The sequence below is a fragment of the Rubrivirga sp. genome, assembly GCF_965213695.1.
In the GTDB taxonomy this organism is placed as follows: domain Bacteria; phylum Bacteroidota; class Rhodothermia; order Rhodothermales; family Rubricoccaceae; genus Rubrivirga.
In genome coordinates this window covers 1234542-1258283 of sequence record NZ_OZ243912.1, presented here as the reverse complement: position 1 = coordinate 1258283, position 23742 = coordinate 1234542, and the positions used below count along the sequence as shown (strand labels likewise).

Below are 23742 nucleotides of genomic sequence, written 5' to 3'. Positions count from 1 at the left end.
TGTATCGGCGATCAAAAGATAGCATCCGCCCGGACGAGCCGGGCTGAGAGCGGGGCCCAGGGCGAGCGCGTTCTCCAGTCCGCGAGCCGGACCCAGCGTGTGGGAGGGGGAGTGTGGGGGAAACCCACTCCCATCCGCCCGCACCCCATCCTCCGAACCCGTCCGGTCTCCGAGCCGCGAGCCGAGAACGCGCTTGCCCCGGGCCGCGAGGCCGCCCGGTTGTTTCCGGGCGTCGGAAAGAGATTCCGAGGGCGGCGGGCCCGTCCGCCCGCCTCAACGCGACCCAATCGGCGACGAACGCCCTGGCGGGCGTCCCGCCGTTCCGTTGGCACGGGCTTGGAGAAGGGACGGGCTCCACCGCTCCCGGCCCCGTGACCACTCCCCCGCTCCAGCTCCTCCGGAACGCCATGCAGGCCTACACCTGGCGGCTCGAAGGCCTGGCCTCGAACGTGGCCAACCTCGACACGCCCGGCTACGACCGGCTCGACGTCCGCTTCGAGGACACGCTCCAGCGGGCCCGCCGCCGGGGCCCCGACGCCACCGCCGACGTCGCCGCCGAGCTGGTCGAGCAGGACCGGCCGCCGCTCCTCGAGGACGAGCTGATGGCGATGGCCGACACCCAGATGCGGGTCCAGCTCGCCACGCGCGCGCTCCACGAGCACTTCGCCCGGCTCCGGACGGGCGTCACTGGACGCGCCGGCTAGCCATGCTCTCCCCCCTCCGAGGCGGCGGCAGCCGCACCTTCAGCCCGTTCCGGACGGCCGCCCGCGGCTTGGAGGCCCAGCGCGTCGCGCTCGGCGTCGCGACCGAGAACATCGCCAACGCGACCACGACCCGGACCGCCGACGGCACGCCGTACCAGCCCAAGCGAGCGCTCCAGGAGGCGCCGGGCGCGCTCCGCCGGTTCGAGGCCAGCTTGCGGCGGGCCCAGCTCCCGCTCCGGACCTCCGACCCGCGCCACCTGGGCGGCGTCCAGATCGCGCGCCCCGGGACCTCAGCCGAGCTCGGCCCCACGACCGAGGTCGTCGGCGAGGACCGCGAGCGGCTCGAGTACGACCCGACGCACCCCGACGCCGACGGCGACGGCTACGTCCACTACCCCGACGTCAACGTCGTCGACGAGATGGCGCGGATGATCTCGGCGAACCGGATCTACGAGGCCAACCTCACCTCGGTGAAGGCGGCCAAGGAGATGATCAAGCGCTCGCTCGAAATCTGACGACACCCCCACCCCGCTCCTTTTCCCCGCAATGACAGGGCTCTCTCCCTCCGCCGCCCGCTTGGGCTCCTCGGCCGTCCACCCGACGCGCCCCGCCGTGGCCATCGCCCCGGCCGCCCCGCTCACCGCCGCCGAAGAGGCCCGGATCGCCGACGCCTTCCCGGCCCGGCCGTCCGTGGCCCAGAAGCTGTACGGGCCGGGCCGCGAGGTCCACGCGGCGCCCCAGCTCGGCACCCAGATCGACGTCTCCGCTTGACATGACCGTCGCCGCCATCGCCGCCCGCGTCCAGAGCGGGCCGCCCGTCCGAATCCTGGGCCCGCCCGCCGAGGGCGCCACCCGGCCCGCCGGCCCCGCCTTCCACGAGACCCTGGCCGGCGCCGTCGACCGCGTCGACGGGACCCAGAAAGTGGCCGACGCCCAGGTCGAGGCCTTCCTCGCGGGCGAGACCGAGAACGTCCACGAGGTGATGATCGCGCTGAACCAGGCCGAGCTCCACTTTCAACTGCTGACCGAGGTCCGGAACAAGCTCCTGGACGGCTACCAGGAGCTCATGCGGATGCAGGTGTAAGCGAGGGGTCGGGGGGTAGGGATTGGGTGTTGGGGCAGCAGCCCGGCGCCATCCGTTAGCCCCCTTCCCCAACCCCTACCCCCCAATCCCCAACCCCCATCTCCCCGTGCTCGACCAGGCCCGCCAGTCGCTCGAACAGCTCCCGCCCCAGCGGCGCCTCCTGCTGGGCGGCGTCGTGGTCGGCGTGGTCGTGGCGCTGCTGGCCGTCGGCCGGTGGGCGGCCCAGCCCGACTACGCCTTGCTGTTCGGCAACCTCCCGGCCCAGGACGCCGGGCGGATCGTCGAGCAGCTCGAGGGCGAGGGCGTGGCCTACGACCTGCGCGACGGCGGGGCCTCGGTCTACGTCCCGCGCGACGAGGTCTACGGGCTCCGCCTACGGCTCGCGTCGGACGGCGTCGTGACCGACGGGCCGGCCGGCTACGAGCTGTTCGACGGCGGGACGCTGGGGATGACGGACTTTATGCAGCGGCTCAACGTCAAGCGCGCGCTCGAAGGCGAGCTCTCGCGGACGGTCTCGTCGATCCGCCAGGTCGAGCGGGCCCGGGTCCACCTGGTGCTCCCCGAGCGGAGCCCGTTCCGGGACCAGCAGGTCGCCCCGAGCGCGTCGGTCGTCCTCGCCGTCCGCGGGTCGCTGTCGCCCGAGCAGGTCGTCGGCGTGACGGCGCTCGTGGCCGGGGCCGTCGAGGGCATGTCGCCGAACGAGGTGACGGTCCTAGACGAGGCCGGCCGGATGCTGGCCGGGCCCGGGGCCGAGAGCTCCGAGAGCGGGATGTCGACGGCCCAGATCCGGATGCGCCAGGAGGTCGAGGCCTACCTCGCCGGGGCCGGCCAGTCGATGTTGGACGAGATGCTCGGGCCCGGCCGCGCCGTCGTCCGCGTCGCCGCCGACCTCGACCTGGCGCGGACGAGCGTCGAGACGAACGCGGTCGACCCCGAGAGCCAGACGGTGCTGTCGGAGGAAACGCAGGAGGAGATGGTCCAGGGCGGCGGCGGGTCGTCGTCGGTCACGAACTACGAGGTCACGCGGAGCACGACGCGGTCGGAGCAGGAGGCCGGCGCGATCCGGACGCTGACGGTCTCCGTCGTCCTCGACGAGGCCGCCCCGGCGCCCGACCTCGACCGGCCCCAGGAGGAAGGCACGCCGACCCCGTTCACCGACGCCCAGCTCCGCCAGATCGAGAGCCTGGTCAAGAACGCCGTCGGCTTCGACGAGGGCCGCGGCGACCGGTTCGCCGTCCAGCAGATCCGGTTCTCGGCCCCGCCCGAGGACGACGCCGGCTTCTTCGCCTCGGCCGACGGGACGGTCTGGGCCGGGCTCGGCTTGCGCTACGGCGTCATCCTGTTGGTCCTGGTCCTCGGCTACCGCCTGCTCCGCTCGCTCGCCGACGGCCTGACGACCCCGCCCGACGCGGCCGACGACTCGGACTCCGACCCGGACGCGGCCCCGCCCCAGCTCGCCGTCGGCGAGGACGGCCAGTTGGTCGGGTTGCCCGAGGCCGGCGCCCGGGCCACCATCGCCAGCGTCGAGGCCGACCCCTACGCGGCCAAGCTCTCGCCCGAAGCCCAGGCCCTCGCCGACGACTCCGCCCTCTTGGACGACCTGCGCGCCTCCGTCGCCGACGACCCCGAGGCCGCCGCCGCCGTCGTCCGTGCCTGGCTCCGCGAAGACGCCGCCTGACCCCATGACCGCCCTCTCCCCCACCCTCACCGGCGTCCAGCGCGCCGCCGTCCTGGTCATCGCGCTCGGCGTCGAGACGGCCAGCCGGCTGCTCCCGACGCTCGACGACGACGAGGTCGAGCGGCTCTCGGTCGAGGTCGCCCGGCTCCAGCGCGTCCCGGCCGCGACCGTCGCCGACGTGCTCGACGCCTTCCGCGCGTCGTCCGGCGTGGCCCCGTCGGCCGAGGCCGTCGGCGGGCTCGAGACGGCCCGGACGTTCCTGCGCGAGGGGCTCGACGACGACCGCGTGGGCGCCATCCTGCCCCGCGTCGAGGCGGCGACAGAGGGGACCGGGTTCGACTTGGTCCAGTCCGTCCCGGCCGACGACCTCGCGGCGTTCCTGGCCGAGGAGCACCCCCAGACGGCCGCCGTCATCCTGTCGCGGCTGCCGGCCCGGACGGCGGCGGCGGCCCTCGCTGGGCTCCCGGCCGACCAGCGCGGCGACGTGATCCGCCGGCTCTCGACGCTCACGGTCCCGCCCCCGGCCGCGCTCGGCGCCCTCGACGCCGCGCTCCGCCAGCGGTTCGGGCCCGGCAACCGCTCGGCACAGGCCGACGGCGTCAAGCAGGCCGCCGACATCCTCATGCAGACGGGCCGCTCGACCGGCCGCGCCGTCTTGGACGACCTCAAGGCCCGCACGCCCGACCTCGCCGAGCGCATCGAGGGCCTGCTGTTCGTGTTCGAGGACCTGATGCGCCTGGACGACCGCGCCCTCGCCCGGATCTTGTCCGCCGTCGACTCGGGCGCGCTCGCTCGGGCCCTCCACGGCTGCGACGACGGCTTGCGCGACCGGATCTTCGGCAGCGTCAGCGAGCGCGTCGGGGCCGGCTTGCGCGAGGAGATCGAGATGGCCGGCGACGTCTCCGTGGCCGACGCCGAGGACGCCCAGCGCGCCGTGGTCGGCGTGGTGATGGAGCTGGCCGAGGGCGGCGAGGTCGACATCGCCGCGCCCCAGCCCGCCTGAGATGGCCGCGTTGTCCCCCTCGGCCCGGGTCCTGCGCGACAACGCGCCGCTCGAGCCGTTCCTCTTCCAGGTGCTCGACGAGGACGAGCCGCTCGACGCCGCCGCGCTCCCGGCGTTCGTCCCGTTCCCCTCGCTCTTCCCCGACCCCGTCGGCGAGGCCCCGGAGGACGGGCCGGACGCCGAGAGCGCCGAGGCCCTCGAAGCCGCCCAGGCCGCCGCGCACGACGCCGAGACCGACGCGCTCCGCGCCGAGGTCGACCGGCTCACGGCCGCGCTCGACCAAGCGAACGACGCGCGCGAGGCCGCCTCCGACGCGGCCCGGCAGACGGCCGACCGGCTCACCGACCTGTGGGCCGAGGCGCTCCGCCAGATCGAGCCCGAGCTGGTCGCGCTCGCGTTGGAGGCGGCCGAGGCCGTCTTGGACGCGCCCCTCAGCCCGGACCAGCGGGCAGCGGCCGACCACGCGCTCGCCGAGACCGTCGACGGCCTGGCGGGCGGCGGCCCGGTCGTCGTGGCCGTCCCGCCCGTCGACCTCCTCCACCTCCAGGAGTCCGGGCTCGCGGCCACCCTGTCGGGCGCGCACCCCGACCTCCGGTGGGAGCCCAGCGACGCGCTCGCCGAGGGCGACTGGTCGGTCTCGACGTCCCAAGCCGCCGTCCGCCGCGTCCGCGCCGACATGCTGGCGACGCTCCGCGACCGGCTCGGCCTCGACGCGCTGGAGCGGTGAGCCGCGAGCCGTCCACTGAGAAGCTGTTCGGCGAAGGCAGGACTCTTCCTACGGGGCCCCCTCTCCCCGTGGGAGAGGGACAGGGTGAGGGGCCTCCCGGCCTCCCGGCCGCCCGGCGAGCGGCCCCGCATGGACCCCCGCGTTCGCGGGGATGACGGCTGGAGGGCTTCCCCAGACAGTTTCTGAGAACAGACCTACCGACCCGATGATCGCCCACGCCCTCCGAGAGCTCCGCGCCGCGCCGCCCCGGCCCGCCCACTTCGGGAAGGTCCGCTCGGCGACCGGCCTGGTCATCGAGGCGACGGGGTTGGAAGCGGCCATCGGCGACATGTGCCTGATCCGCCCGGACGGGCCGGCCGAGGGCGCGGCGCCGGTCGAGGCCGAGGTCATCGGGATCCGGGGCTCGGCCGCGCTGCTGATGCCCCTCGGCGAGTCGACCGGTCTGCGGGCCGGGAGCCTGGTCGAGCGGGCCGCCCGCCCCCACGCCGTCGCCGTGGGCGACGCGCTGCTGGGCCGCGTGATCGACGCCTCGGGCCGGCCCATCGACGGGAAGGGGCCGCTGGCGCTGCCCGAGCGCCGGCCCGTCCGCGCCGAGCCGCCGGCGCCGCTCGACCGCCAGCTCATTGACGCGCCCCTCGCGACGGGCGTCCGCGCCATCGACGCGCTGCTGACGTTCGCCAAGGGCCAGCGCGTCGGGATCTTCGCCGGGTCGGGCGTGGGCAAGAGCACGCTGCTCGGGACCATCGCCGAGCGGTCCGAGGCCGACGTCAACGTGATCGCGCTCATCGGCGAGCGCGGGCGCGAGGTGCGCGAGTTCGTCCACGACACGCTGGGGGAGGACGGGCTGCGCCGGTCGGTCGTCGTCGCGGTGACGGGCGACCAGGCCGCGCTGGCGAGAGTTCGCGGGGCGCTCGTGGCGACGGCTGTGGCCGAACATTTCCGGGACGAGGGAAAAGACGTCCTCCTGATGATGGACTCGGTCACGCGCGTGGCCCAGGCCCAGCGCGAGATCGGGCTGGCCGCCGGCGAGCCGCCGACGACGCGGGGCTACACGCCGAGCGTGTTCGCGCTGCTGCCCCGGATCTTGGAGCGGGCCGGGCCCGGCGCCCGGGGCACCATCACCGGCCTGTTCACCGTGCTCGTCGACGGCGGCGACCTCGACGAGCCCGTGGCCGACGCCGTCCGCGGCATCCTCGACGGCCACGTGGTCCTCTCGCGGAAACTGGCCGACGCGGGCCATTTTCCGGCCATCGACGTCCCCGCGAGCGTGTCCCGGGTGATGCCGCGCGTGACGACGGCGGCCCAGCAGGAGGCCGCCCGCGACGCCCGCGCCCTCATCGCGGCCTACCGCGAGGTCGAGCCGCTCGTCCGCGTCGGCGCCTTCGAGCCGGGCCAGGACCCCGACGCCGACCGGGCCGTCGCGCTCCACCCGGCGCTCACCGCCTTCCTGCGCCAGCCACCGAGGGACGCCGACGCGGGCGACGCCGCCGCCCAGCTCGCCGCGCTCCTGGCCTGAGCACGATGGCCCGGCCTTTGCCGGCCTCCCCTCGTCCCCCCTCCCCCCGCATGTCCGCCGGCCGCTTCCAGTTCGCCTTGTCCCCCGCGCTCCAGCTCCGCACCCGAGCCGTCGACGCCGCGCGCCAGGCACTCGTCCGGGCCGCGAGGGCTCGGGCTGTGGCCGAGGCGACGCTGGCCCGAGCCGAGGCCGACCTCGCGGGGAGCCTCGCGGCCGACGCCTCTCCCCGGACGGCCAGGCAGTTCGGGGGCGCCTCGTCGCATCGGAGCAGCTTGGCCCGTGCGGCACGGTCCGCGCGCCAGACCGCCGACCGGCTCCGGACCGACGAAACGCACGCACGCCGCGCCCTGGCCACCGCCTTGCGCGCGCAAGAAGCCCTCGTCACTCTCCGCGACCAGGCGGCCGACGCCCACCGCGTCCGGGCCCACCGCCGCGAGATCGCCGGCCTCGACGACCTCACCACCGCGGGCCGCGCCGCCCGCGCCCTGACCTCGACCTCGACCTCGACCTCATGAAGATGGCCCTCCTCACGCTCGGCCTGACCGGCGTCTTCTTCGCCGTCGGCGTGGTCGTCCTCCGCCAGCCGCCGGCCGACGCGGCGGCCGATGACACGACGGCCCCCTCCGACTCGTCCGCCGTGGCCGCCGCGCCCGGCGAGGTGGCCGCACTCTCGCAAGAGCTGGCCCAGATGCAGGGGCAGCTCGCCGCCGCCGAGGCCCGCGCCGACTCGCTCCGCGACGTCATCGAGGGCCGCCAGGACGGCGAGGCCGAGTCGTCCACGACGGCGGCCGAGCTGGCGACGACGGTCACCAAGCTCGACGACGACGCGCTCGGCGAGGTCGTCCAGCGCCTCGACGGCCGCTCGTTCGTCCGCCTCTACCAAGCGGCGTCGGCGCGGAACCGGTCGCGGCTGCTCGACGCGCTGACGCCGGCCCAGGCGGCGGCGTTCGTCCGCCACCAGTTGCCGGGCGGCGCCTCGGTCCCGCTCCACACCGCGTCGGCGCGCGACAGCTCCAAGGTCGACCGATGATGCTGGCGCTCCTCGACACCGTGGCCACCCGGCTCGGCGCGCTCCTCCCGGGGCCGGCGCCGACGTCCGCGCCGAGCGGGTTCCCCGCGCTCTTGGACGCGGAAGCCGCGCTCCCATCGCCGAGCCGGCCGGCGCCGGACCCGGAGGCCGCACGCGAGCTCCCGGACGGCGCGGAGCCGGCCGACGCGCCTCCCCACGCCGCGGTCGACCCGTCGCCGTTGTGGGCGCCCGACCCCAAAACGCTGGCGGCCTTGGGCCAGCCGGAGCCCGTCCCCGTCCCCGATGGCCACGACCCGGTGCCGTCCGACACGCCGAGGGAGGGCGACCCGACCGTCGGTGCCCTCGCCCCTCCCGTCCCGCAGGCTCCTCAGACCGTTGGTGGGGACGTCGTGCGACCGAACGAACCGCTGCCCCGACCGCAGACCGGGGCGCCCGCCGATCTGCCGGCCGAGCCCGCCCGACCGACCCCTCCTGCGTTTGGGGAGCGCCCGGCTCGGACCGCCAGCCCTCCGGCACGCCCGGCGTCGGCGAACGTGCCGCACGAGCCGATCTCTCGGCCGACGCCTGCCGGGAGCTCTGGACCCGTCGACGCCGCTCCGACGATGGCGCCCGTGCGTCCGCCCCAAGCGAGCGACGTCGACGCCCCGGCGCCCCCGGCAGCGGCTCGCGCATCGACCCGGACGGCGCCTCCGCGAATGGTGTCGTTTGCGGACCTGCCGGACGCTCTGCCGGCCACGTCGCGACCTCGCACGAATGAGCCGCGCGACCGTCCGGTGGGGGCTGCGACTCTCCTCGGAGACAACGGCGCCGGGGAGAGCCCGGCCACCACTCGGCCACCGACGGCCCCTGTGCCGATGGCTCCTCTGCCGCCGCCTGCCGCTGCCCGTCTGCCCGTCGACGCTCGCTCGCCCGTTTTCTCTCAGGTCCCGGCGGCTGAGCGGCCGGACGGACCGACCGTGGCCCCCGCCCGTCCGACGGTGACCGACGGCGGCTCGACGCCGCGACCTACGACGGGGGCCGCGCCGGTGCCCGAGCCCGCTCCCGCCTCACCGCAACCGGCGCCCGCCTCTCTGACCGACAATGCGAGCTCGGAGGCGCCGTCGCTTCTCGCGTCTCGGCAACGCCCCCACCCCGCTCCGGTGACGCCGCCCGACGCCCACGACGCGAGGACGGAGACCGATCCGCTGAGCGCCCCCGCCCTTGGGCCGGACGCCGAGGCGGCCGACGGGCCGCCGTCTCTGACCGCAGCTCGCGCGTCGGCTCCGGTGGCCGCTCCGACCGCGCCGGCTCCGGCCTCCACACTGGCGCCCGCGCTGCCGGCCGCCGTGCTCGCCGTGATTGACGACGAGGCCACCGACGCCGCGGACCCGGCGGCTCTGGACGCGGCCGACGCCGCCCCCGACCTCGCGCTGGGGGCGGGCCCGTCCACGCCGGCCGGCACTCGGGCGGTCCCGCCCGGCGCTGGGCTACCCGCCCGCCTGTCCCCCTCGGCCTGGCTCGGGGCGCTCGGCGCCGCGAGCGGCCGGAGCGTCCAGGTGGCGCTGGGCGACGACGGGACGGTCCGCCTGCGGACCGACCACGAGGGCGACGGGGTGACCGTCCGCCTCCACTTTAGCGACCCTGAGCTCCAGTCGCTCGCCGGGGCCCACGCCGGCCGGCTCCGCGACGTCCTGGCCGAGCACTTTGCCGAGCCGGTCCAGCTCTCGCTCGCCGACGGCTCGACCACGGGCGACGGCGCTGCGACCGGCGACGGCTCGACGGGCTCCCACGCCGGCACGCCAGGCGAGCGCAGCGGTTCGGCCTCGTCTTCGGCCGCGCTCGACTCTTCCCCGACCTCCCCCCGCTCCTTCGTCGCCGGCCGGCGCGAGTGGATCGGCTGACCCCCCACCTCCCATGTCCACGATCTCCACCAACGCCCTCGCGGGCCCGTCCCCGGCCGCCCTGGCGGGTGGCGCCGGGAGCAGCGCGCTCGGACGCGACGAGTTCTTGCAGCTCCTGGTCGCCCAGCTCCGCAACCAGGACCCGACGAGCCCCCAAAACGGCCACGAGTTCGCGGCCCAGCTCGCCCAGTTTTCCCAGGTCGAGCAGCTGACGAACATCAGCGCCTCGATGGCGGGCCAGGCGCGGCAGGTCGCCGCCCTCGCCGGCGCGATCGACGGCCTCCGCGCCGGGCAGGCCGGGATGACGAGCCAGCTCACGGGCCGGATCGACCTCCAGTCGGCGACGGCGCTGATCGGGCAGACGGTCGAGATGGCCGGGGCCACGGTCGCGTGGGCCGGCACGGGCGAGGCGCCGATCCCGGTCCGCTTGGACGGTGCCGCTCGGGAGGTCGAGGTCACCATCCGCGACGCCGACGGCGCCCTCGTCCGGACGATGCGGACGGGCGCGCTCAGCGAGGGCGACCACGAGCTGTCGTGGGACGGCGCGCTCGACGACGGCTCGGCCGCGCCCGAGGGCGCCTACACGGTCAGCGTCTCGGCCCTCGGGCCCGAGGGCGAGCCCGTCCGCGCGACGGCCGTCACGCGCGGGACCGTCGACCGGCTGACGGTCGAGCGCGACGGGCTCTTCCTCTGGGTCGGCGGCCGGCCGATCCCGTTCCAGTCGCTGCTCTCCGTCGTCCCGGGCGGGGCGTAGGGCTCTGCCACGACGCCTCGGACGGGCCGACCCCAATCGCCGCGGATGCGTGATCCGTGATGCGTGACCCTCACGCACAGAATCACGCATCACGTATCGGCCACGTCCAGCCTGCCAGAATCGCTGCGACGCCACACGTTCGGACTGCCCCTTTTCCTCACCCTCCCCCCGCCCATGCCATGACCGTCCAACAGATCGCCGGCCGCGTCGCGGCGCTCCCGGCTCCTCCGAGCCCGGGCGCTCCGTCGGCCCCGCGCGGTCCCGGGTTCGCCGAGTGGCTCGACCGCGCGGCCGGCCCGCCGAGCCTCACCGTCTCGGCCCACGCCGCCCAGCGGCTCGGCGAGCGCGGGCTGGCGCTGACCGACGGCGACCGCGCCCGGATCGCCGACGCGCTCGACACGCTCGCGGCCAAGGGCTCGCGCGACGCCGTCCTGCTCGGGCCCGACGCCGCCTTCGTCGTCAACGTCCCGAACCGGACCGTCGTCACGGCGCTGGCGCCCGACGAGATGCGCGACCGGGCCGTCACCCAGATCGACAGCGCCCTCATTCTCTAACCCCGTTTTCCTTTTATCCGGCCGGACCCACCCGCTCTTGCGGGCGCCCCTCGGGGCGACGGGAGGCCATCGCCGCGGCCGACCGACCGACGCCGCGGCTCTTCCCCACACCCCCCATGATCCGTTCTCTCCGCACCGGCATCGCCGGTCTCCGCAGCAACCAGCTCCGCTTGGACGTCATCGGCAACAACATCGCCGGCGTCAACACGACGGCGTTCAAGCGCTCCCGCGTCCTGTTCCAGGACGCCCTCGCCCAGCGCATCTCGACCGGCGGCCGGCTCACCGGCCCGGCCCCGACGTCGATCTCCGACGTCGGCAACGGCGTCTCCGTCGGCGCCATCGACCAGGTCTGGGAGCAGGGCGCGCTCGAGTACACCAACCTCGCCACCGACCTCGCCATCGCCGGCGACGGGTTCTTCATCGCCAAGGGGACCCAGGGCCAGGTGCTCACCCGGAACGGGGCGACGCAGTTCGACGCCGACGGCTACCTCGTGACGACCGGCGGGCTCCGGATCCAGGGCTGGGCCGCCAACCCCGACGGCTCGGTCACGACGGGCCCGCTCCAGGACGTCCGGCTCGACCCCTCGGTGACGTCGCCGCCGAAGCCGACCGACGACATCGCCGTGGCCGGCAACCTCTCGGCCGAGCGCGTGGCCAACACCGGCGAGCCGGTCACGATGTCGACCGTGGTCTACGACGGGACGGGCCAGGCCCACACGCTCGTGCTCACGCTCACCAAGACCGTCGACGCGGCGCCCTCGGTCAACGCGGCGTGGGAGGTGACGAGCGCCGAGATCGAGGGGGCCACGATCACGTTCCCCCCGACCACGTTCGAGTTCGACGCCAACGGCGAGCTCGTCACGACGCCGCTCACGGTCGACCTCTCGGGCACGTTCGACAACGGGACCCCGCTCGGCGGGACGACCGGGGCCATCACCGTCGACCTGGACCTGACCCAGTACGGCGGCTCGACGACGGCGACGGTGACGGGCCAGGACGGCTCCGCCGCCGGCGACCTCATCGACTACGGGTTCGACCAGACGGGCACGCTCGTCCTGTCGTTCTCGAACGGGGTCCGCCAGTCCGTCGCCCAGCTCGCGTTCGGGGACGTCTCGAACCCGGACGGGCTGAGCCAGGTCGGCGACGGGTTCTACGCGACGACGGCGGCCTCGGGCGACCTCCGGTTCGGCCGGGCCGGCTCCGAGATCTCGTCGAGCGTGATCTCGGGCGCGCTCGAGGGGAGCAACGTGGACCTCGCCCAGGAGTTCACCGACATGATCATCGCGCAGCGGGGCTACCAGGCCAACGCCCGCGTGATCACGACGTCGGACGAGCTGCTCCAGGAGACGGTCCAGCTCAAGCGCTAGCCCCAGCGTAGGGACACCATGCATGGTGTCCCTCCAGACCCACCGCGCGGCGGCCCCGGGACTCTGGTCTCGGGGCCGCCGCTGCGTTTGGGCCGACTGCCAACTGCCCCCGAGCGACCTAGCACAGCCCCGAGGGCCGGATCAATCAGGCCGACGCTCGGGCACGGCGCCGTTCCTCCGGCGCCGACCGAACCGCCGACGATTGACCTGAGGCGTCCACGCTCGATACGAGCGTCAACGGTCCCCCACCCATGGAGAAGTCAACGCCCATCGGCCTCGTCGCCGGCCTCGTCCTCGTCTTCGGCGCCGTCATCGCGGGCGACGGGGCAGCGACGTTCTTCGACCCCGTCTCGCTGCTGATCGTCGTCGGCGGGACGTTCTCGGGGTTGCTGATCACGTTCACGATGGACGAGATGAAGGGGATGGTCCCGCTCCTCAAGGGGTTCCTCGGGTTCCAGGTGCCGGACTACGGCGCGCTCGCGGCCCAGCTCGCCGACTTCGCGCGGACGGCCCGGCGCGACGGCCCGCTCGCGCTCGACGCCCGGCTCGACGAGGCCGACGACCCGATCCTCCGCTCGGCGCTCGAGATGGTCGTCGACGGCGTCGACGCCGAGCAGGCCGAGGCCGCGCTCCAGACGCAGTCGGCCGAGGCCGCCGCCAAGCCGGCCCTGCTCACCAAGTTCTTCAACAAGGCCGGGATGTACGCCCCGGCCTTCGGGATGGTCGGCACGCTGATCGGGCTGATCCAGATGCTCCAGAACCTCAACGACCCGGCGGCGATCGGCCCGGCCATGGCCGTGGCCATGATCACGACGTTCTGGGGGGCCCTGCTCGCCAACTTGGTCTTCCTCCCGATGGCCGGCAAGGTCCAGGGCCAGATGATGGCGACCGCCAAGGCCCACCAGATGGTCCGGGTCGGCGCGCTGGGGATCCTGGCCGGCGAGGCCCCGAGCGCGCTCGCGCAGCGGCTCAGCCTGTACACCGGCGAGGCCCCGGCCGACGCCTCCGAGCCGGCCCCGCTCCGCCGCGCCGCCTAGCCATGGCCGAGTCCCCGCTCGCGGCGTTCGCCGAAGAAGAGGAGCCGTCGTCGCCGTTCTGGATGGCGACGTTCAGCGACATGATGACGCTGCTGCTGACGTTCTTCGTGATGCTGGTGGCCATGTCGACGGTCGAGGTCAAGAAGTTCGAGGAGGCCATGAGCTACTTCACCGGCAAGCGCGGGGTGATGAGCGAGCCCGGCGTGATGCCGGGCGTCATGGGGATCGTCGGCAAGCAGGACGTCCGCGAGCAGGCCCGCGAGTTCGAGGAGATCGCCCGCGAGGTCCAGGCGCGCGGGCTCGCGGAGGCCGTCGACGTGGACCTGACCGAGCGCGGCGTCCGCGTGACGTTCGTCGACTCGGTGGCGTTCGCGCCGGGCTCGGTCGCGCTCGAGAGCCCGGCCCGCGAGGTCCTGCGCGACGTGGCCGCGATGGCGACGGCCGCGGCGGCCGTCGAGGTCGAGGGCCACACCGACGACGTCCCGATCTCGACCTCGGCGTACCCCTCGAACTGGGAGCTCTCGGCCGCCCGCGCGGCGGCCGTCGTCCGGTTCCTGCTCGACCAGCCCGGGGCGCTCGCGCCCGAGCACTACATGGCCGCGGGCTACGGCGAGTTCCAGCCCCGCGCGCCCAACGACATCCCCGAGGGCCGGGCCCGCAACCGCCGGATCACCGTCCTCTTCCGCACCGCCGACGCCGAGCCGGCCTCGGCCACCGTCTTCCCCCCGACCCATGTCCGCTGACGCCCCCGCCCCCGACGCCGCCCCCAAGCGCGGCAAGAGCTGGCTCATCCCCGTCTTGGCCCTGGTCCTGGGCGGGGCCGGCGCCGCCGCCGTCACCCAGTCCGACGAGATCCGGGCCTCGGTCCTGGGCGCGCCGGTCGCCGTCGCTGCCGACTCGACGGCCCCGCCGCCGCCGGCCGAGTTCGGCGAGTTCGCCGAGCTCGACGGGATCGTCGTCAACCCGCGCGAGACCGACGGCCGGCGCTACCTCATGGTCAAGGTGGGCGTCGAGGCCGAGGACGCGGCGACGCTCGAGCGGCTCGACGCGCTTAAGCCGGCCGCCATCGACGCCGTCATCGGCCTGCTGAGCGCCGAGACGGTCGGCGTGCTCGGCGACATCGGCCGGCGCGACTCGCTCAAGGCCGAGGTCCGGAACCGGTTCAACCAGATGCTCGGCGAGGACGGCCCGGTCTCGCGCGTCTACTTCACCCAGTACGTGCTCCAGTAGACCGGTGGGCCAGCCGTCAGTGCGTCCGTCGTCAGCGGGTCGGTCGTCGGTCGCCAGTAGGCCGCCGACAGAGGGGCCGTGACCGAGGGCAAGCGTCCCTCCGCCCCGCCGACCATCGACCCGCCACCCCGGGGTCTGGCCCGGTCCTTGCCAGCCTCCCGTCCCATGCCGACGCCCCACCTCGACCCCCTGATCCGCGCGCCTCGCGGCTCCGAGCCCGACGCGCGGCCGTACGATTTCGCCCGGCCCCGGTCGTTCTCGGACCGCCAGGTGCGGGCGGTCGAGGTGGCCCACGGCACGCTGGCGGCCGGCCTGGCCGCCGGGCTCGGCGACGCGCTCGGCGAGCCCGTCGGCGCCCGGTGCACGGCCGTGACCGAGGTGCTGGCCGTCGACCTGGCCGAGAGCCGGGCTCGGCCCACGGCGTTCGTCACGGCCGCGCTCGGGCCCGGCGGCCCGCGCCTGGGCCTCGACCTCCCCCCGGCCCTCGCGCTGTTCCTGGTCGAGCGCCAGCTCGGCGGGTCGGACCCGCTGGGCGCCGAGGGCCGGGCGCTCTCCGGGCTCGAGCGGGCCGTCGTGCTGCGGGACTGGCTCCCGCGCGTCGGCGTCGCCTTCGCCGAGGCCTGGGGGACGGCCCCGCCCACGCCCCTCCACCTCGACGACGGGGCCGACGGGCTCGCCCCGCCCGACGCGACCGTCGTCGTGGCCGATGTCGCCGTCGAGGTCGGCGGCGAGACGGCGACGGTGTCGTTCGCCTACCCCGCCGCCACGCTCCGCACGCTCCTCGCCGTCTCCGGCCGCCCCGCCGCCCCGGCCGACGCCGCGCCCGAGCGGGCCGGCGACCTCCTGGTCGACCTCCGCGCCGAGCTCGGCCGCGTCCGCCTGCCCATCGGCGACCTGTTGCGCCTGGCCCAGGACGACGTGATCCCGCTCGACCGGCCGGCCGACGCGCCCGTCGCCGTCTGGGTCGGCGACCAGCTCCGGTGCGACGCCCGCGCCGGAACGCGCGGGGCCCGCCTCGCCCTCCAACTCTTGACCCCGCCCGAGCCGCCCTCCGCCCCATGACCTCCACCGACGCCCCGATGGCCCCGAGCGCCCTCCCCGACCTCTCCGACGAGGCCCCCGCCGCCGAGCCGACCTTTACCGCGCCGACGCCGACGCTGGGCCTGCTCGCGTCGGTCGAGATCGAGGTGACGGTCGAGTTCGGCCGCCGCCGGCTCCCGCTCGGCGACGTCGCCCGGCTCGACGCCGGGAGCCTGGTCGTGCTCGACACGCTGGCGGGCGAGCCGCTCGTGGTCTACGCCAACGGCCGCCGGATCGCGACGGGCGAGGCCGTCGTCGTGGACGGCCAGTTCGGCATCCGCATCCAGCACCTCGTGGGGCAGGGCGAGGACTGATCCCCGCTCTTCGAGTGGGCAGGGCATGAGGCATGGGGTGGTCCCCTCCCCTTTTCGCGCGGCCGGGTCCTTCGGGGCTCGGCCGCGTTGCGTTTGAGAAGGCCGGCCGGCGCGGCACCGTATTGGCGTGACCGGGGTCATGCCCGATTCCTCCCCCCTGTCCGACCTCCGCGCGCGCCTCGGCAGCCTGCCCCTCGACCGGGCGCCGTTGCGCCGTGCGGGCCTGTTGTCGGTCCTGTTGGTGGCCCTGCTCGTCGTCGGCAAGGCGTTCGGGCCGAGCGGCGGGGCCGCGCTGGCTCCGGCGCCCCGGCACGACGTGCAGACGCCGACGGAAGAGGTTTCCGCCGCGCCCCGGCCCTCGCCCCGGTCGTCGGGGTGGACCGGCGGGCGCGTGCTGGCCCTCGTGCTGCTGGCCGCCGGCGGCGCGGTCGCCGTCGCGCTCCACCGCCGCCGGGGCCCCGCGGCCTCCGGCGACGCCGCGCTCGACGTGATCGAGACGCACCCGCTCGGGCCCGGCCACTCGCTCCGCCTGGTCGGCTGCGGCGACGAGGTGCTCCTGCTGAGCGTCGGCGGCGACGGGGCCCGGCTCCTCCGGCACTGGCCGCGCGAGCACTTCGACCGCGACGCCGTCTCCTTCGCCGACGCCCTCGCCGAGGCCGCAGATGACCTCGACCCGGACGCCCCGGAGCCGTCGGTGGAGCTCGAAGCGGCCACCGACGCGGAGCTCCCGCGATGGCTCTGCACGCCCGAGCCAACGTCCCCGCTCCCCCCGGAAGAGGGACAGGGCCTGCCCCGGACTCGCTCCGGGGGTGAGGACGAGTCGAGCACGCCGCCCCGCACAGAGACCCTCCAGGGCCAGTCCGAGAACGGGGGCCGGACTTTGGTCGCCCTCGACGCGCCCTCCGAGCGATCACGAGTTGCTCTGCCGAGCCGCTACGGGGAGGCTCACCAGCCACCGGAGCCCGTCGAGGAGTCCCCCTCCTGGACAGGAGGGGACAGGGGCGACAGATCGGGCCGAGCGCGGGACCGTCAGCAAGAGCTTGACGCCGCACCGAGTCTAGGAGAGACCCTCTCCTTTCACCCTGCGTGGGGCGACAACGCCGCCGTCCGAGTCGGGCCGGACGAGGTCCCCTCACCGGGCTCTCCCACAGGGAGAGGAGACGTCGCTGGCGAGGTCGAGACGACGCCCCCGGCTGCCGCCCAGTGGGCCGAGGAGACGCCAGCCGGCTCCCCGTCGCGTTGCGCGCCCGAGTGGCGGCCAGTCTCGTCCGGCGACGTCGCCCTGTTCCCGCCGCCGGCCCCGGCACGTGGGCTCCGCCAGTTCGGGACCGCCGATGCGTAGCGCGCTCCTCCTGATTGCCGCGGTCCTGGCGCCCGCGCTCGCGGCCCAGCCCGCCCGGACGCTCACGCCCGAGCAGCTCGAGGTGGCCCGGTCGCTGACCGACCAGGCCGTCGCTGACGCCCAGCAGGGCGCGCCGACCCAGCCGCTGCCGCCCGCCGCCCGCGACCTCGCGCCCGTCGACGGCGGCGACCCGACGGCCCCGCCCCGCCGCCTCGCCCGGGCGACCCCGGCCACCTCCCCGATCCCCGGCGTCACGGTGACCGACGACGGCGAGTACGCGCTGCCCGTCCAGCTCATCCTGCTGATGACGGTGCTCACGCTGGCGCCGGCGATCTTGATCCTGATGACGAGCTTCACCCGGCTCATCGTCGTGTTCTCGATCCTGCGGACGGCCCTCGGCCTCCAGCAGAGCCCGCCGACCCAGGTGCTCATCGGGCTCTCGCTGTTCCTGACGTTCTTCGTCATGAACCCGGTCTTTACCCAGATCGACGACGAGGCGCTCCAGCCCTACCTCGACGGCCAGCTCGGGCAGAAGGAGGCGATGGAGGTGGCCTCGAAGCCGATCAAGCGGTTCATGCTCGAGCACACGCGCGACAAGGACCTCGTCCAGTTCATGGACATGGCCGGCCTGCCCGCGCTCGCCCAGCCCGACGACGTCCCGTTCCACGTGCTCGTCCCGTCGTTCGTGATCTCGGAGCTCCGGGTCGCCTTCCAGATCGGGTTCATGCTGTTCTTGCCCTTCCTGGTCGTCGACTTGATCGTCGCCAGCGTGCTCATGTCGATGGGCATGATGATGCTGCCGCCCGTGATGATCTCGCTCCCCATCAAGCTCCTCCTGTTCGTGCTCACCGACGGCTGGTTCCTCATCGTCCAGTCCGTCGTCCGGGGCTACGTGGGGTGATGGGTAAAGAGTGATGGGTGAAGAGTCGCGTCTTCACCCCCCGCTCTTTTCTCTTTCCCCTTCACTCTTCCCCCTTCACCCGCTGTGACTCCCGAGACCGCCCTCCACTGGACCCAGACGGCGCTGATCCTGGCGCTGACGGTCGCCGCGCCGCTGCTGTCGGTGGCCCTGGCGGTCGGGCTCGTGGTGAGCCTGTTCCAGGCGATGACGTCGATCCAGGAGATGACGCTGAGCGTGATCCCCAAGATGCTGGCCGTCGCCGCGATCCTGCTGCTGCTGGCGCCCTGGATGCTCGAGATGATGACCGACTTCTCGACCGAGGTCTTCCGCGCCGTCGCCGACGTCTCACACTGATGCGGGTACACGGTACGCGGTACGGGGTACGCTCGGATGGCTCGGCGGGCGCCGTACCCGGTACCGCGTACCCCGTACCCGCGTAGCCGTGGCCCTCGACCCCGACTCGCTGCTCCGGCTCGCGCTCGTCTTCGGACGGGTGAGCGGGGTGATGGTGGCCGCGCCCGTGTTCGGGCAGAAGGGGGTCCCGGTGATGCTGAAGGTGCTGCTCGGCGTCCTGCTGAGCGTGATCCTGGTCGGGTTCGCCCAGGACCCGCTGCCGGCCCACATCGGCCACCCGGTCGGGTTCGTGCTCGCGGTCTCGGTCGAGGTGCTGACGGGCCTCCTGATCGGCTACGCCGTCCGGTTCGTGTTCTGGGCCGTCGAGTTCGCCGGCGAGATGATCGGGTTCCAGATGAGCCTGTCGATGGCCCAGGTCTACGACCCGATGACGCAGGCGGCCTCGAACCCGTTGGGACGGATGATCAACTGGGCCTTCCTGTTGCTGTTCATCCTGCTCGACGGGCCCCAGGCCATCGTCGGCGGGCTGGCGCGGTCGTTCGTGGCCGTGCCCCTGGGCGGGGCCGACCTCTCGGGGAGCGGGCCGCTGCTGCTGTCGTGGACCGGTGGCTTTTTCGACACGGCGATCCGCCTGGCGATGCCGTTCCTCGTCGCCCTGTTCCTGGTCGACGTCGGGCTGGGCGTGTTCGCCCGGGTCGTCCCCCAGGCCGACCTGTTCTCGATCAGCCTCCCGCTGAAGCTGCTGGCCGGGATGGCCATCTCGATCGCGTTCGTAGCCGCGTTCTTCCCGCTCGCCCCGTCGCTGGTGGACCAGGCCACGGCCGGTCTCGACGCCCTCTTCGCCGCGCTCCGCCCGTGAGCCCTCGGCTTGGCAGAGCGTCAAACGGCGAAAGCGCCCCTGGCTCGGCGCTACTCCAGGTCGACGCAGAGGTCGGCCTCGTCGGGCGACTCGAACACCTGCTCCGCGACCTCGGCCTGGGCCCCGTCTCGGTCCCCTCCGGCGACGAGGAGGGTGGCCCCGAACAGCAGGCTCACGACCGCCGTCCCGAGCACCACGTACTGCGCCGTCGCGCTCTTCAGCAACGCGGCCAGCCCCGCCGTCACCAGCGTGATCGCCAGGAAGATGACCGAGAGCGAGAGCCACCCCCCGCGGTTGTCGGCGACGCGCCCCGCGAAGATCGCGCACTGGGCGGCGCCCATGTGGTCGTCCCCGCGCATCAGAAGACCGACCGAGGGCAGGTCCCCGTAGGCCGGGTAGCTCTCGACGGCCTCGGGAGAGAACGGGTCGAGGATGCCGTCGTCCTCGGCGGCGTTCCACTCCTCGATGAGGACCCAGACCTCGGGCGGCATGGCGTCGGCGAGGTATGCCGCCGCCGGCTGGTCATTCCAGTGCGCGACGTTCCAGCTGAAGAACCAGTCGCGCTCGATCGCCTGCTGGGCGCTGGCGTCGTTGTAGACGTCGTTCGCGTAGCTCGTCTGGGCGAGCGCCTCCGTGTTCTGGTCCCGCACCTCGCCGTCGAGCGCGCCCTCCTGGTACGTGGCCACCGCCGTCAGGACCGACGCGAGGCCGATGAGGACGGCGGAGATGAGCTCGATGCGGTCCCGTCGCGAGGTCGGTGTCGAGGCGTCTGCGTTCATGGCCGGAGCGGAGAGAGCCCTGCGTCACCGGTGGCCACCCGTCGGCCGGGTGGCCTGGGAGCAGGATGGGCCACGATAGCGCGAACGCGCTTGCCGGCCATGGACACCGGAGGCCCGACGGCGCCGCCACCCGAGCGGCAGGGATTTCCTCGGTGACCCCGCCCTTTCCGGGCGCGAGCGCTGAGGCAGGCCACAGCGCACGGTCCGGCCGTGGCACAGACCGTGCAGAGAGCCGGTCGATGTCCGACGCCCCCGACCGCAGCGACAAGCAGTTCGACCCGACCCCGCGGCGCCTCCAGAAGGCCCGCGAGGACGGCAACGTCTACCGCTCGCGCGAGCTCGCCTCGGTCGGCCTGCTGGCGACGGCGACGGCCGTGATCGGGATGGGCGCCCCGGGCGCGCTCGACACGCTCCGCACGATGACCGCGCGGACGTTCCTCGACGCCCCGACCGCCGTCCTCACCCCGACCTCGGTCCCGACGATCCTGGCGGACCTCGGCCGCGACGCGCTCGTCGTCGTCGGGCCGCTCTTCGCGGCGCTCATGGTGATGGCCTTGGGCGCGAACGTGGCCCAGAGCGGGTGGACGTTCACGGCCAAGCCACTCACGCCCAAGGGCAGCCGGATCTCGCCGGCCGAGGGCGCCAAGCGGCTGTTCTCGACCAAGGGCCTGTTCGAGCTCGGCAAGGCCCTCAGCAAGGTCGTCATCGTGGGCCCGCTCGTGTACCTCACGCTCAAGGCGTGGCTGCCCGAGATCCTGCTGCTCCACACGGTCCCGCTCGACGTGGCCTTCGGCGCGCTCGGCGGGTGGACGCTGGGGCTCCTGGCCCAGATGCTGCTGGCGCTCCTGCTCCTCTCCGGCGTCGACTACGCCTTCGGCAAGTGGAAGCATACGCAGGACCTCAAGATGACGCACCGGGAGGTCAAGGACGAGGGCAAGGAGTCCGAGGGCGACCCCCAGATGAAGGGGAAGCGGCGCCAGATCGCGCGCGAACGGGCCCAGCGCCCGCGCCTCGACCACGCCGTCTTGCAGGCCGACGTGGTCGTGACCAACCCGACCCACTACGCCGTGGCCCTCCGCTACGACGCCGCCGAGGGCCACGCGCCCAAGGTCCTCGTCAAGGGGATGCGCAAGCGGGCGCTCCGGATCAAGGAGCTCGCCGCCGAGCACGACGTCCCCACCGTCGAGGACGTCCCGCTGGCCCGGGCGCTCCACGCGACCGTCGACGAGGGCGCCTTTATCGACGAGGCCCTGTTCCAGGCCGTCGCCGCCGTCCTGGCCGAGGTCTACCGCCAGCGCAACGGCCGCCGATGACCACGCGCGCGCCCTCCGTCCGTCCGACCCCCCGCTCGTCGGCCGGTCGCTCCGCTCCCAGGCCGACGAGCTGTCCCCCTTCAAGGGGGACAGTCCGAGCGCCCTTGAGCGAAGCGATGGGCGCCCGGACGGGGGGTTCTGTTCCCGCCTGACCGACCCATGTCCGCCGCCGCTGTCCCCGCCGCCCGCCCGCCCGCGTTCCGCCCCACCGGCGAGATGCTGGCCGCGTCGGGCCTGGTGCTCGTCCTGTTCGTGATGGTGGTGCCGCTGCCCGGCGCCCTGCTGGACCTGCTGCTGGCGACAAACATCGCCATCAGCCTGGCCATCCTGCTGACGGCGTTCTACGCCGAGCGCCCGCTCGACTTCGGCATCTTCCCCGGGCTCCTGCTCGTGACGACGCTGTTCCGGCTGTCGCTCAACGTGGCGAGCACGCGGCTGATCCTGGGCGAGGCCAAGGCGGGCCAACTTATCGACGCCTTCGGCCAGTTCGTCGTCAGCGGCAACTACGTCGTCGGCGCGATTGTCTTTTTGGTCCTGGTCTTGATCAACTTCGTCGTGATCACGAAGGGGTCTGGGCGGATCGCCGAGGTCGGCGCGCGCTTCACACTCGACGCGCTGCCGGGCAAGCAGATGGCCATCGACGCCGACCTCAACGCCGGGCTCATCAATGAGGCCGAGGCCAAGCAGCGCCGGTCCGACGTCTCTCGCGAGGCCGACTTCTACGGGGCGATGGACGGCGCGTCGAAGTTCGTCCGCGGCGACGCGATGGCCGGGCTCGTCATCACGGCCATCAACATCATCGGCGGGCTGATCATCGGGATCGCGCAGTACGGGATGAGCCCGTCCGAGGCCGCGGCCACGTTCACGCTGCTGTCCATCGGCGACGGGCTGGTGAGCCAGATCCCGGCGCTCTTGATCTCGACGGCCGCCGGCCTGATCGTGTCGCGGGCGTCCGGCGAGGGCAACCTCTCGGCCGACACCAAGGCGCAGCTCTTGGGCAAGCCCGAGGCCCTGTTCGTCACGGCCGGGTTCATGGCGCTCCTGGGCGTGCTGCCCGGCCTGCCGATCCTCCCGTTCTGGGCCCTCGCGGGCGGGATCGCGTTCGCCGCCGTCCGCCGCGCGAATGTTCTGAACGACCAGGCCGAGGACCGCGACGCGCCCGCGCCGGCCGCCCCGGCCGAGGAGCCCGAGCCGGCCGACCTCCTCTTGGTCGACGAGCTCGAGCTCGAGATCGGCTACGGGCTGATCCCGATTGTCGATCCGTCTCAAGGAGGCGACCTGCTCGACCGGATCTCGAGCTTGCGGCGCCAGCTGGCGACCGAGATGGGGATTGTGGTCCCCCCGGTCCGCATCCGCGACAACGTCGAGCTCGAGGCCAACGCCTACCTCGTCAAGCTGCGCGGGAACGAGGTGGCCCGGGCCGAGGCGCTGCCCGGCTACCACCTCGCGCTCCTGATGGACGGGGCCGACGAGGCGCCGCCCGGCATCCGCACGACGGACCCGACGTTCGGGATCGACGCCGTCTGGGTCGCCGAGCGGTCGCTCGGCGAGGCCGAGCGGCTGGGGCTGGCGACCATCGAGGCGCCGGCCGTCGTCGCGACGCACCTGCTGGAGACCCTGCGGAAGCACGCCCACGCGCTGCTCACGCGGCAGGGCACGCGCGAGCTGCTCGACAAGGTCCAGGAGTCGGCCCCGTCGCTCGTGGCCGAGCTGGTGCCGGACCAGCTCGGCGTGGGCCAGGTCCAGCGGGTGCTGAAGAAGCTGCTGGAGGAGCGCGTCCCGATCCGCGACCTGGTCCTGATCCTGGAGGCCCTGGCCGACCGCGCCGCGTCGACCAAGAACACCGACGTCCTGACCGAATTCGCTCGGGCCGCTCTCGCGCCGACGCTGACGCGCCACTTCTCCGGGCCCGACGGCCGGCTCCACGTTGTGGTCTTGGACCCGGCCCTGGAACACCACTTGCTAGACCGGGCCCAGAGCGGCGAGCTCAACCCGAACACCCTCGGTCTCGACCCCGACCGCGCCGCCCGGCTCCAGGCCGCGGTCGACGCCCAGCTCTCGCCGCTCGTCGCCGCCGGCCACCCGCCGGTCCTGCTGACCTCCCCCGTGCTCCGCGCCACGCTCTTCGCCTTCCTCGACCCGGTCTTGGCCGACGTCACCGTCCTGTCCTACCAGGACCTGGTGCCCGAGGCCCCGGTCGACGTGGAGGGCCAGGTCAGCCTCCCGTAGCGCCTCT

At 74.1% G+C, this 23742-nt stretch carries 26 protein-coding genes; 25 read left to right on the top strand and 1 reads right to left on the bottom strand.

What is annotated here, in order from left to right:
* The first annotated feature begins 371 nt into the window (after positions 1-371).
* The 23 genes from ACOOHE_RS05520 (at position 372) to fliR (ending at position 19414) form a co-directional block, all read left to right on the top strand.
* Complete coding sequence (locus tag ACOOHE_RS05520; RefSeq protein WP_420456799.1) at positions 372-704, top strand: flagellar basal body rod protein FlgB; 333 nt, start codon at positions 372-374, stop codon at positions 702-704.
* A gap of 2 nt (positions 705-706) precedes the next feature.
* Positions 707-1219, top strand: coding sequence for a flagellar basal body rod protein FlgC (gene flgC, locus ACOOHE_RS05515; protein ID WP_420456798.1), 513 nt, complete (start codon positions 707-709; stop codon positions 1217-1219).
* A 31-nt stretch (positions 1220-1250) separates the two neighbouring features.
* Positions 1251-1475, top strand: a complete 225-nt coding sequence (locus ACOOHE_RS05510) for a hypothetical protein (protein ID WP_420456797.1) — start codon at positions 1251-1253, stop codon at positions 1473-1475.
* A gap of 1 nt (position 1476) precedes the next feature.
* The gene (gene fliE / locus ACOOHE_RS05505) at positions 1477-1788 is read left to right on the top strand and encodes a flagellar hook-basal body complex protein FliE (RefSeq protein ID WP_420456796.1); all 312 of its coding nucleotides are present in this window, start codon (positions 1477-1479) and stop codon (positions 1786-1788) included.
* A 106-nt stretch (positions 1789-1894) separates the two neighbouring features.
* Positions 1895-3466 carry a flagellar basal-body MS-ring/collar protein FliF gene (gene fliF, locus ACOOHE_RS05500; protein WP_420456795.1) on the top strand — a complete coding sequence of 524 codons (1572 nt, stop codon included), beginning with the start codon at positions 1895-1897 and terminating at the stop codon, positions 3464-3466.
* A 4-nt stretch (positions 3467-3470) separates the two neighbouring features.
* A complete protein-coding gene (locus ACOOHE_RS05495) occupies positions 3471-4469 on the top strand; it encodes a flagellar motor switch protein FliG (protein ID WP_420456794.1) in 999 nt (332 codons plus the stop codon).
* 1 nt (position 4470) lies between these two features.
* Positions 4471-5196 (top strand): hypothetical protein, encoded by a 726-nt coding sequence (locus ACOOHE_RS05490; RefSeq protein WP_420456793.1) that lies wholly within the window; start codon positions 4471-4473, stop codon positions 5194-5196.
* A 205-nt stretch (positions 5197-5401) separates the two neighbouring features.
* Positions 5402-6712, top strand: a complete 1311-nt coding sequence (locus tag ACOOHE_RS05485) for a FliI/YscN family ATPase (protein WP_420456792.1) — start codon at positions 5402-5404, stop codon at positions 6710-6712.
* 50 nt (positions 6713-6762) lie between these two features.
* Positions 6763-7227, top strand: a complete 465-nt coding sequence (locus ACOOHE_RS05480) for a hypothetical protein (protein WP_420456791.1) — start codon at positions 6763-6765, stop codon at positions 7225-7227.
* A 2-nt stretch (positions 7228-7229) separates the two neighbouring features.
* Positions 7230-7742, top strand: a complete 513-nt coding sequence (locus ACOOHE_RS05475; protein ID WP_420456790.1) for a hypothetical protein — start codon at positions 7230-7232, stop codon at positions 7740-7742.
* Between the two features lie 1265 nt (positions 7743-9007).
* Positions 9008-9622, top strand: a complete 615-nt coding sequence (locus ACOOHE_RS05470) for a hypothetical protein (RefSeq protein ID WP_420456789.1) — start codon at positions 9008-9010, stop codon at positions 9620-9622.
* Between the two features lie 13 nt (positions 9623-9635).
* Entirely contained in the window at positions 9636-10376 is a 741-nt protein-coding gene (locus ACOOHE_RS05465) for a flagellar hook assembly protein FlgD (protein ID WP_420456788.1), read from the top strand.
* A 179-nt stretch (positions 10377-10555) separates the two neighbouring features.
* Positions 10556-10930 carry a flagellar biosynthesis protein gene (locus tag ACOOHE_RS05460; RefSeq protein WP_420456787.1) on the top strand — a complete coding sequence of 125 codons (375 nt, stop codon included), beginning with the start codon at positions 10556-10558 and terminating at the stop codon, positions 10928-10930.
* 116 nt (positions 10931-11046) lie between these two features.
* Positions 11047-12297: a flagellar hook protein FlgE gene (locus tag ACOOHE_RS05455; protein WP_420456786.1), complete on the top strand. Its 1251-nt coding sequence runs from the start codon at positions 11047-11049 to the stop codon at positions 12295-12297.
* A 251-nt stretch (positions 12298-12548) separates the two neighbouring features.
* Positions 12549-13334, top strand: a complete 786-nt coding sequence (locus ACOOHE_RS05450; protein WP_420456785.1) for a motility protein A — start codon at positions 12549-12551, stop codon at positions 13332-13334.
* A gap of 2 nt (positions 13335-13336) precedes the next feature.
* The gene (locus tag ACOOHE_RS05445) at positions 13337-14077 is read left to right on the top strand and encodes an OmpA/MotB family protein (protein WP_420456784.1); all 741 of its coding nucleotides are present in this window, start codon (positions 13337-13339) and stop codon (positions 14075-14077) included.
* The gene (locus ACOOHE_RS05440; RefSeq protein WP_420456783.1) at positions 14067-14564 is read left to right on the top strand and encodes a flagellar basal body-associated FliL family protein; all 498 of its coding nucleotides are present in this window, start codon (positions 14067-14069) and stop codon (positions 14562-14564) included. Before ACOOHE_RS05445 ends, ACOOHE_RS05440 begins: the two co-directional genes overlap by 11 nt.
* A gap of 165 nt (positions 14565-14729) precedes the next feature.
* The gene (locus tag ACOOHE_RS05435) at positions 14730-15626 is read left to right on the top strand and encodes a FliM/FliN family flagellar motor switch protein (protein ID WP_420456782.1); all 897 of its coding nucleotides are present in this window, start codon (positions 14730-14732) and stop codon (positions 15624-15626) included.
* On the top strand, positions 15623-15958 hold the full coding sequence (locus tag ACOOHE_RS05430; protein ID WP_420456781.1) for a flagellar motor switch protein FliN: 336 nt from the start codon (positions 15623-15625) through the stop codon (positions 15956-15958). The genes ACOOHE_RS05435 and ACOOHE_RS05430 overlap by 4 nt, the downstream gene beginning before the upstream one ends.
* Positions 15959-16097: 139 nt before the next feature.
* Complete coding sequence (locus tag ACOOHE_RS05425) at positions 16098-17300, top strand: flagellar biosynthetic protein FliO (protein WP_420456780.1); 1203 nt, start codon at positions 16098-16100, stop codon at positions 17298-17300.
* Positions 17293-18201 (top strand): flagellar type III secretion system pore protein FliP, encoded by a 909-nt coding sequence (gene fliP / locus ACOOHE_RS05420; protein ID WP_420456779.1) that lies wholly within the window; start codon positions 17293-17295, stop codon positions 18199-18201. Before ACOOHE_RS05425 ends, fliP begins: the two co-directional genes overlap by 8 nt.
* A gap of 84 nt (positions 18202-18285) precedes the next feature.
* Positions 18286-18555 (top strand): flagellar biosynthesis protein FliQ, encoded by a 270-nt coding sequence (gene fliQ / locus ACOOHE_RS05415; protein WP_420456778.1) that lies wholly within the window; start codon positions 18286-18288, stop codon positions 18553-18555.
* Between the two features lie 88 nt (positions 18556-18643).
* Positions 18644-19414: a flagellar biosynthetic protein FliR gene (fliR, locus tag ACOOHE_RS05410; protein WP_420456777.1), complete on the top strand. Its 771-nt coding sequence runs from the start codon at positions 18644-18646 to the stop codon at positions 19412-19414.
* 50 nt (positions 19415-19464) lie between these two features.
* Here the strand turns inward: fliR and ACOOHE_RS05405 are convergent, their stop codons facing one another.
* Positions 19465-20193 (bottom strand): hypothetical protein, encoded by a 729-nt coding sequence (locus ACOOHE_RS05405; RefSeq protein WP_420456776.1) that lies wholly within the window; start codon positions 20191-20193, stop codon positions 19465-19467.
* A 239-nt stretch (positions 20194-20432) separates the two neighbouring features.
* Here ACOOHE_RS05405 and ACOOHE_RS05400 point away from each other — a divergent pair, with 239 nt between their 5' ends.
* Positions 20433-21506, top strand: coding sequence for an EscU/YscU/HrcU family type III secretion system export apparatus switch protein (locus ACOOHE_RS05400; protein ID WP_420456775.1), 1074 nt, complete (start codon positions 20433-20435; stop codon positions 21504-21506).
* 159 nt (positions 21507-21665) lie between these two features.
* Positions 21666-23735: a flagellar biosynthesis protein FlhA gene (gene flhA, locus ACOOHE_RS05395; protein WP_420456774.1), complete on the top strand. Its 2070-nt coding sequence runs from the start codon at positions 21666-21668 to the stop codon at positions 23733-23735.
* The last annotated feature ends 7 nt before the right edge of the window (positions 23736-23742 follow it).

Coding starts and splice junctions, on each gene's coding strand:
- ACOOHE_RS05510 (WP_420456797.1), top strand. CDS start 1,251: ATGACAGGGCTCTCTCCCTCCGCCGCCCGCTTGGGCTCCTCGGCCGTC.
- ACOOHE_RS05405 (WP_420456776.1), bottom strand. CDS start 20,193: ATGAACGCAGACGCCTCGACACCGACCTCGCGACGGGACCGCATCGAG.
- fliE (WP_420456796.1), top strand. CDS start 1,477: ATGACCGTCGCCGCCATCGCCGCCCGCGTCCAGAGCGGGCCGCCCGTC.
- ACOOHE_RS05400 (WP_420456775.1), top strand. CDS start 20,433: ATGTCCGACGCCCCCGACCGCAGCGACAAGCAGTTCGACCCGACCCCG.
- ACOOHE_RS05480 (WP_420456791.1), top strand. CDS start 6,763: ATGTCCGCCGGCCGCTTCCAGTTCGCCTTGTCCCCCGCGCTCCAGCTC.
- ACOOHE_RS05445 (WP_420456784.1), top strand. CDS start 13,337: ATGGCCGAGTCCCCGCTCGCGGCGTTCGCCGAAGAAGAGGAGCCGTCG.
- ACOOHE_RS05450 (WP_420456785.1), top strand. CDS start 12,549: ATGGAGAAGTCAACGCCCATCGGCCTCGTCGCCGGCCTCGTCCTCGTC.
- ACOOHE_RS05475 (WP_420456790.1), top strand. CDS start 7,230: ATGGCCCTCCTCACGCTCGGCCTGACCGGCGTCTTCTTCGCCGTCGGC.
- ACOOHE_RS05430 (WP_420456781.1), top strand. CDS start 15,623: ATGACCTCCACCGACGCCCCGATGGCCCCGAGCGCCCTCCCCGACCTC.
- ACOOHE_RS05490 (WP_420456793.1), top strand. CDS start 4,471: ATGGCCGCGTTGTCCCCCTCGGCCCGGGTCCTGCGCGACAACGCGCCG.
- ACOOHE_RS05440 (WP_420456783.1), top strand. CDS start 14,067: ATGTCCGCTGACGCCCCCGCCCCCGACGCCGCCCCCAAGCGCGGCAAG.
- ACOOHE_RS05485 (WP_420456792.1), top strand. CDS start 5,402: ATGATCGCCCACGCCCTCCGAGAGCTCCGCGCCGCGCCGCCCCGGCCC.
- ACOOHE_RS05460 (WP_420456787.1), top strand. CDS start 10,556: ATGACCGTCCAACAGATCGCCGGCCGCGTCGCGGCGCTCCCGGCTCCT.
- ACOOHE_RS05495 (WP_420456794.1), top strand. CDS start 3,471: ATGACCGCCCTCTCCCCCACCCTCACCGGCGTCCAGCGCGCCGCCGTC.
- ACOOHE_RS05425 (WP_420456780.1), top strand. CDS start 16,098: ATGCCCGATTCCTCCCCCCTGTCCGACCTCCGCGCGCGCCTCGGCAGC.
- ACOOHE_RS05465 (WP_420456788.1), top strand. CDS start 9,636: ATGTCCACGATCTCCACCAACGCCCTCGCGGGCCCGTCCCCGGCCGCC.
- fliP (WP_420456779.1), top strand. CDS start 17,293: ATGCGTAGCGCGCTCCTCCTGATTGCCGCGGTCCTGGCGCCCGCGCTC.
- ACOOHE_RS05435 (WP_420456782.1), top strand. CDS start 14,730: ATGCCGACGCCCCACCTCGACCCCCTGATCCGCGCGCCTCGCGGCTCC.
- flgC (WP_420456798.1), top strand. CDS start 707: ATGCTCTCCCCCCTCCGAGGCGGCGGCAGCCGCACCTTCAGCCCGTTC.
- flhA (WP_420456774.1), top strand. CDS start 21,666: ATGTCCGCCGCCGCTGTCCCCGCCGCCCGCCCGCCCGCGTTCCGCCCC.
- ACOOHE_RS05455 (WP_420456786.1), top strand. CDS start 11,047: ATGATCCGTTCTCTCCGCACCGGCATCGCCGGTCTCCGCAGCAACCAG.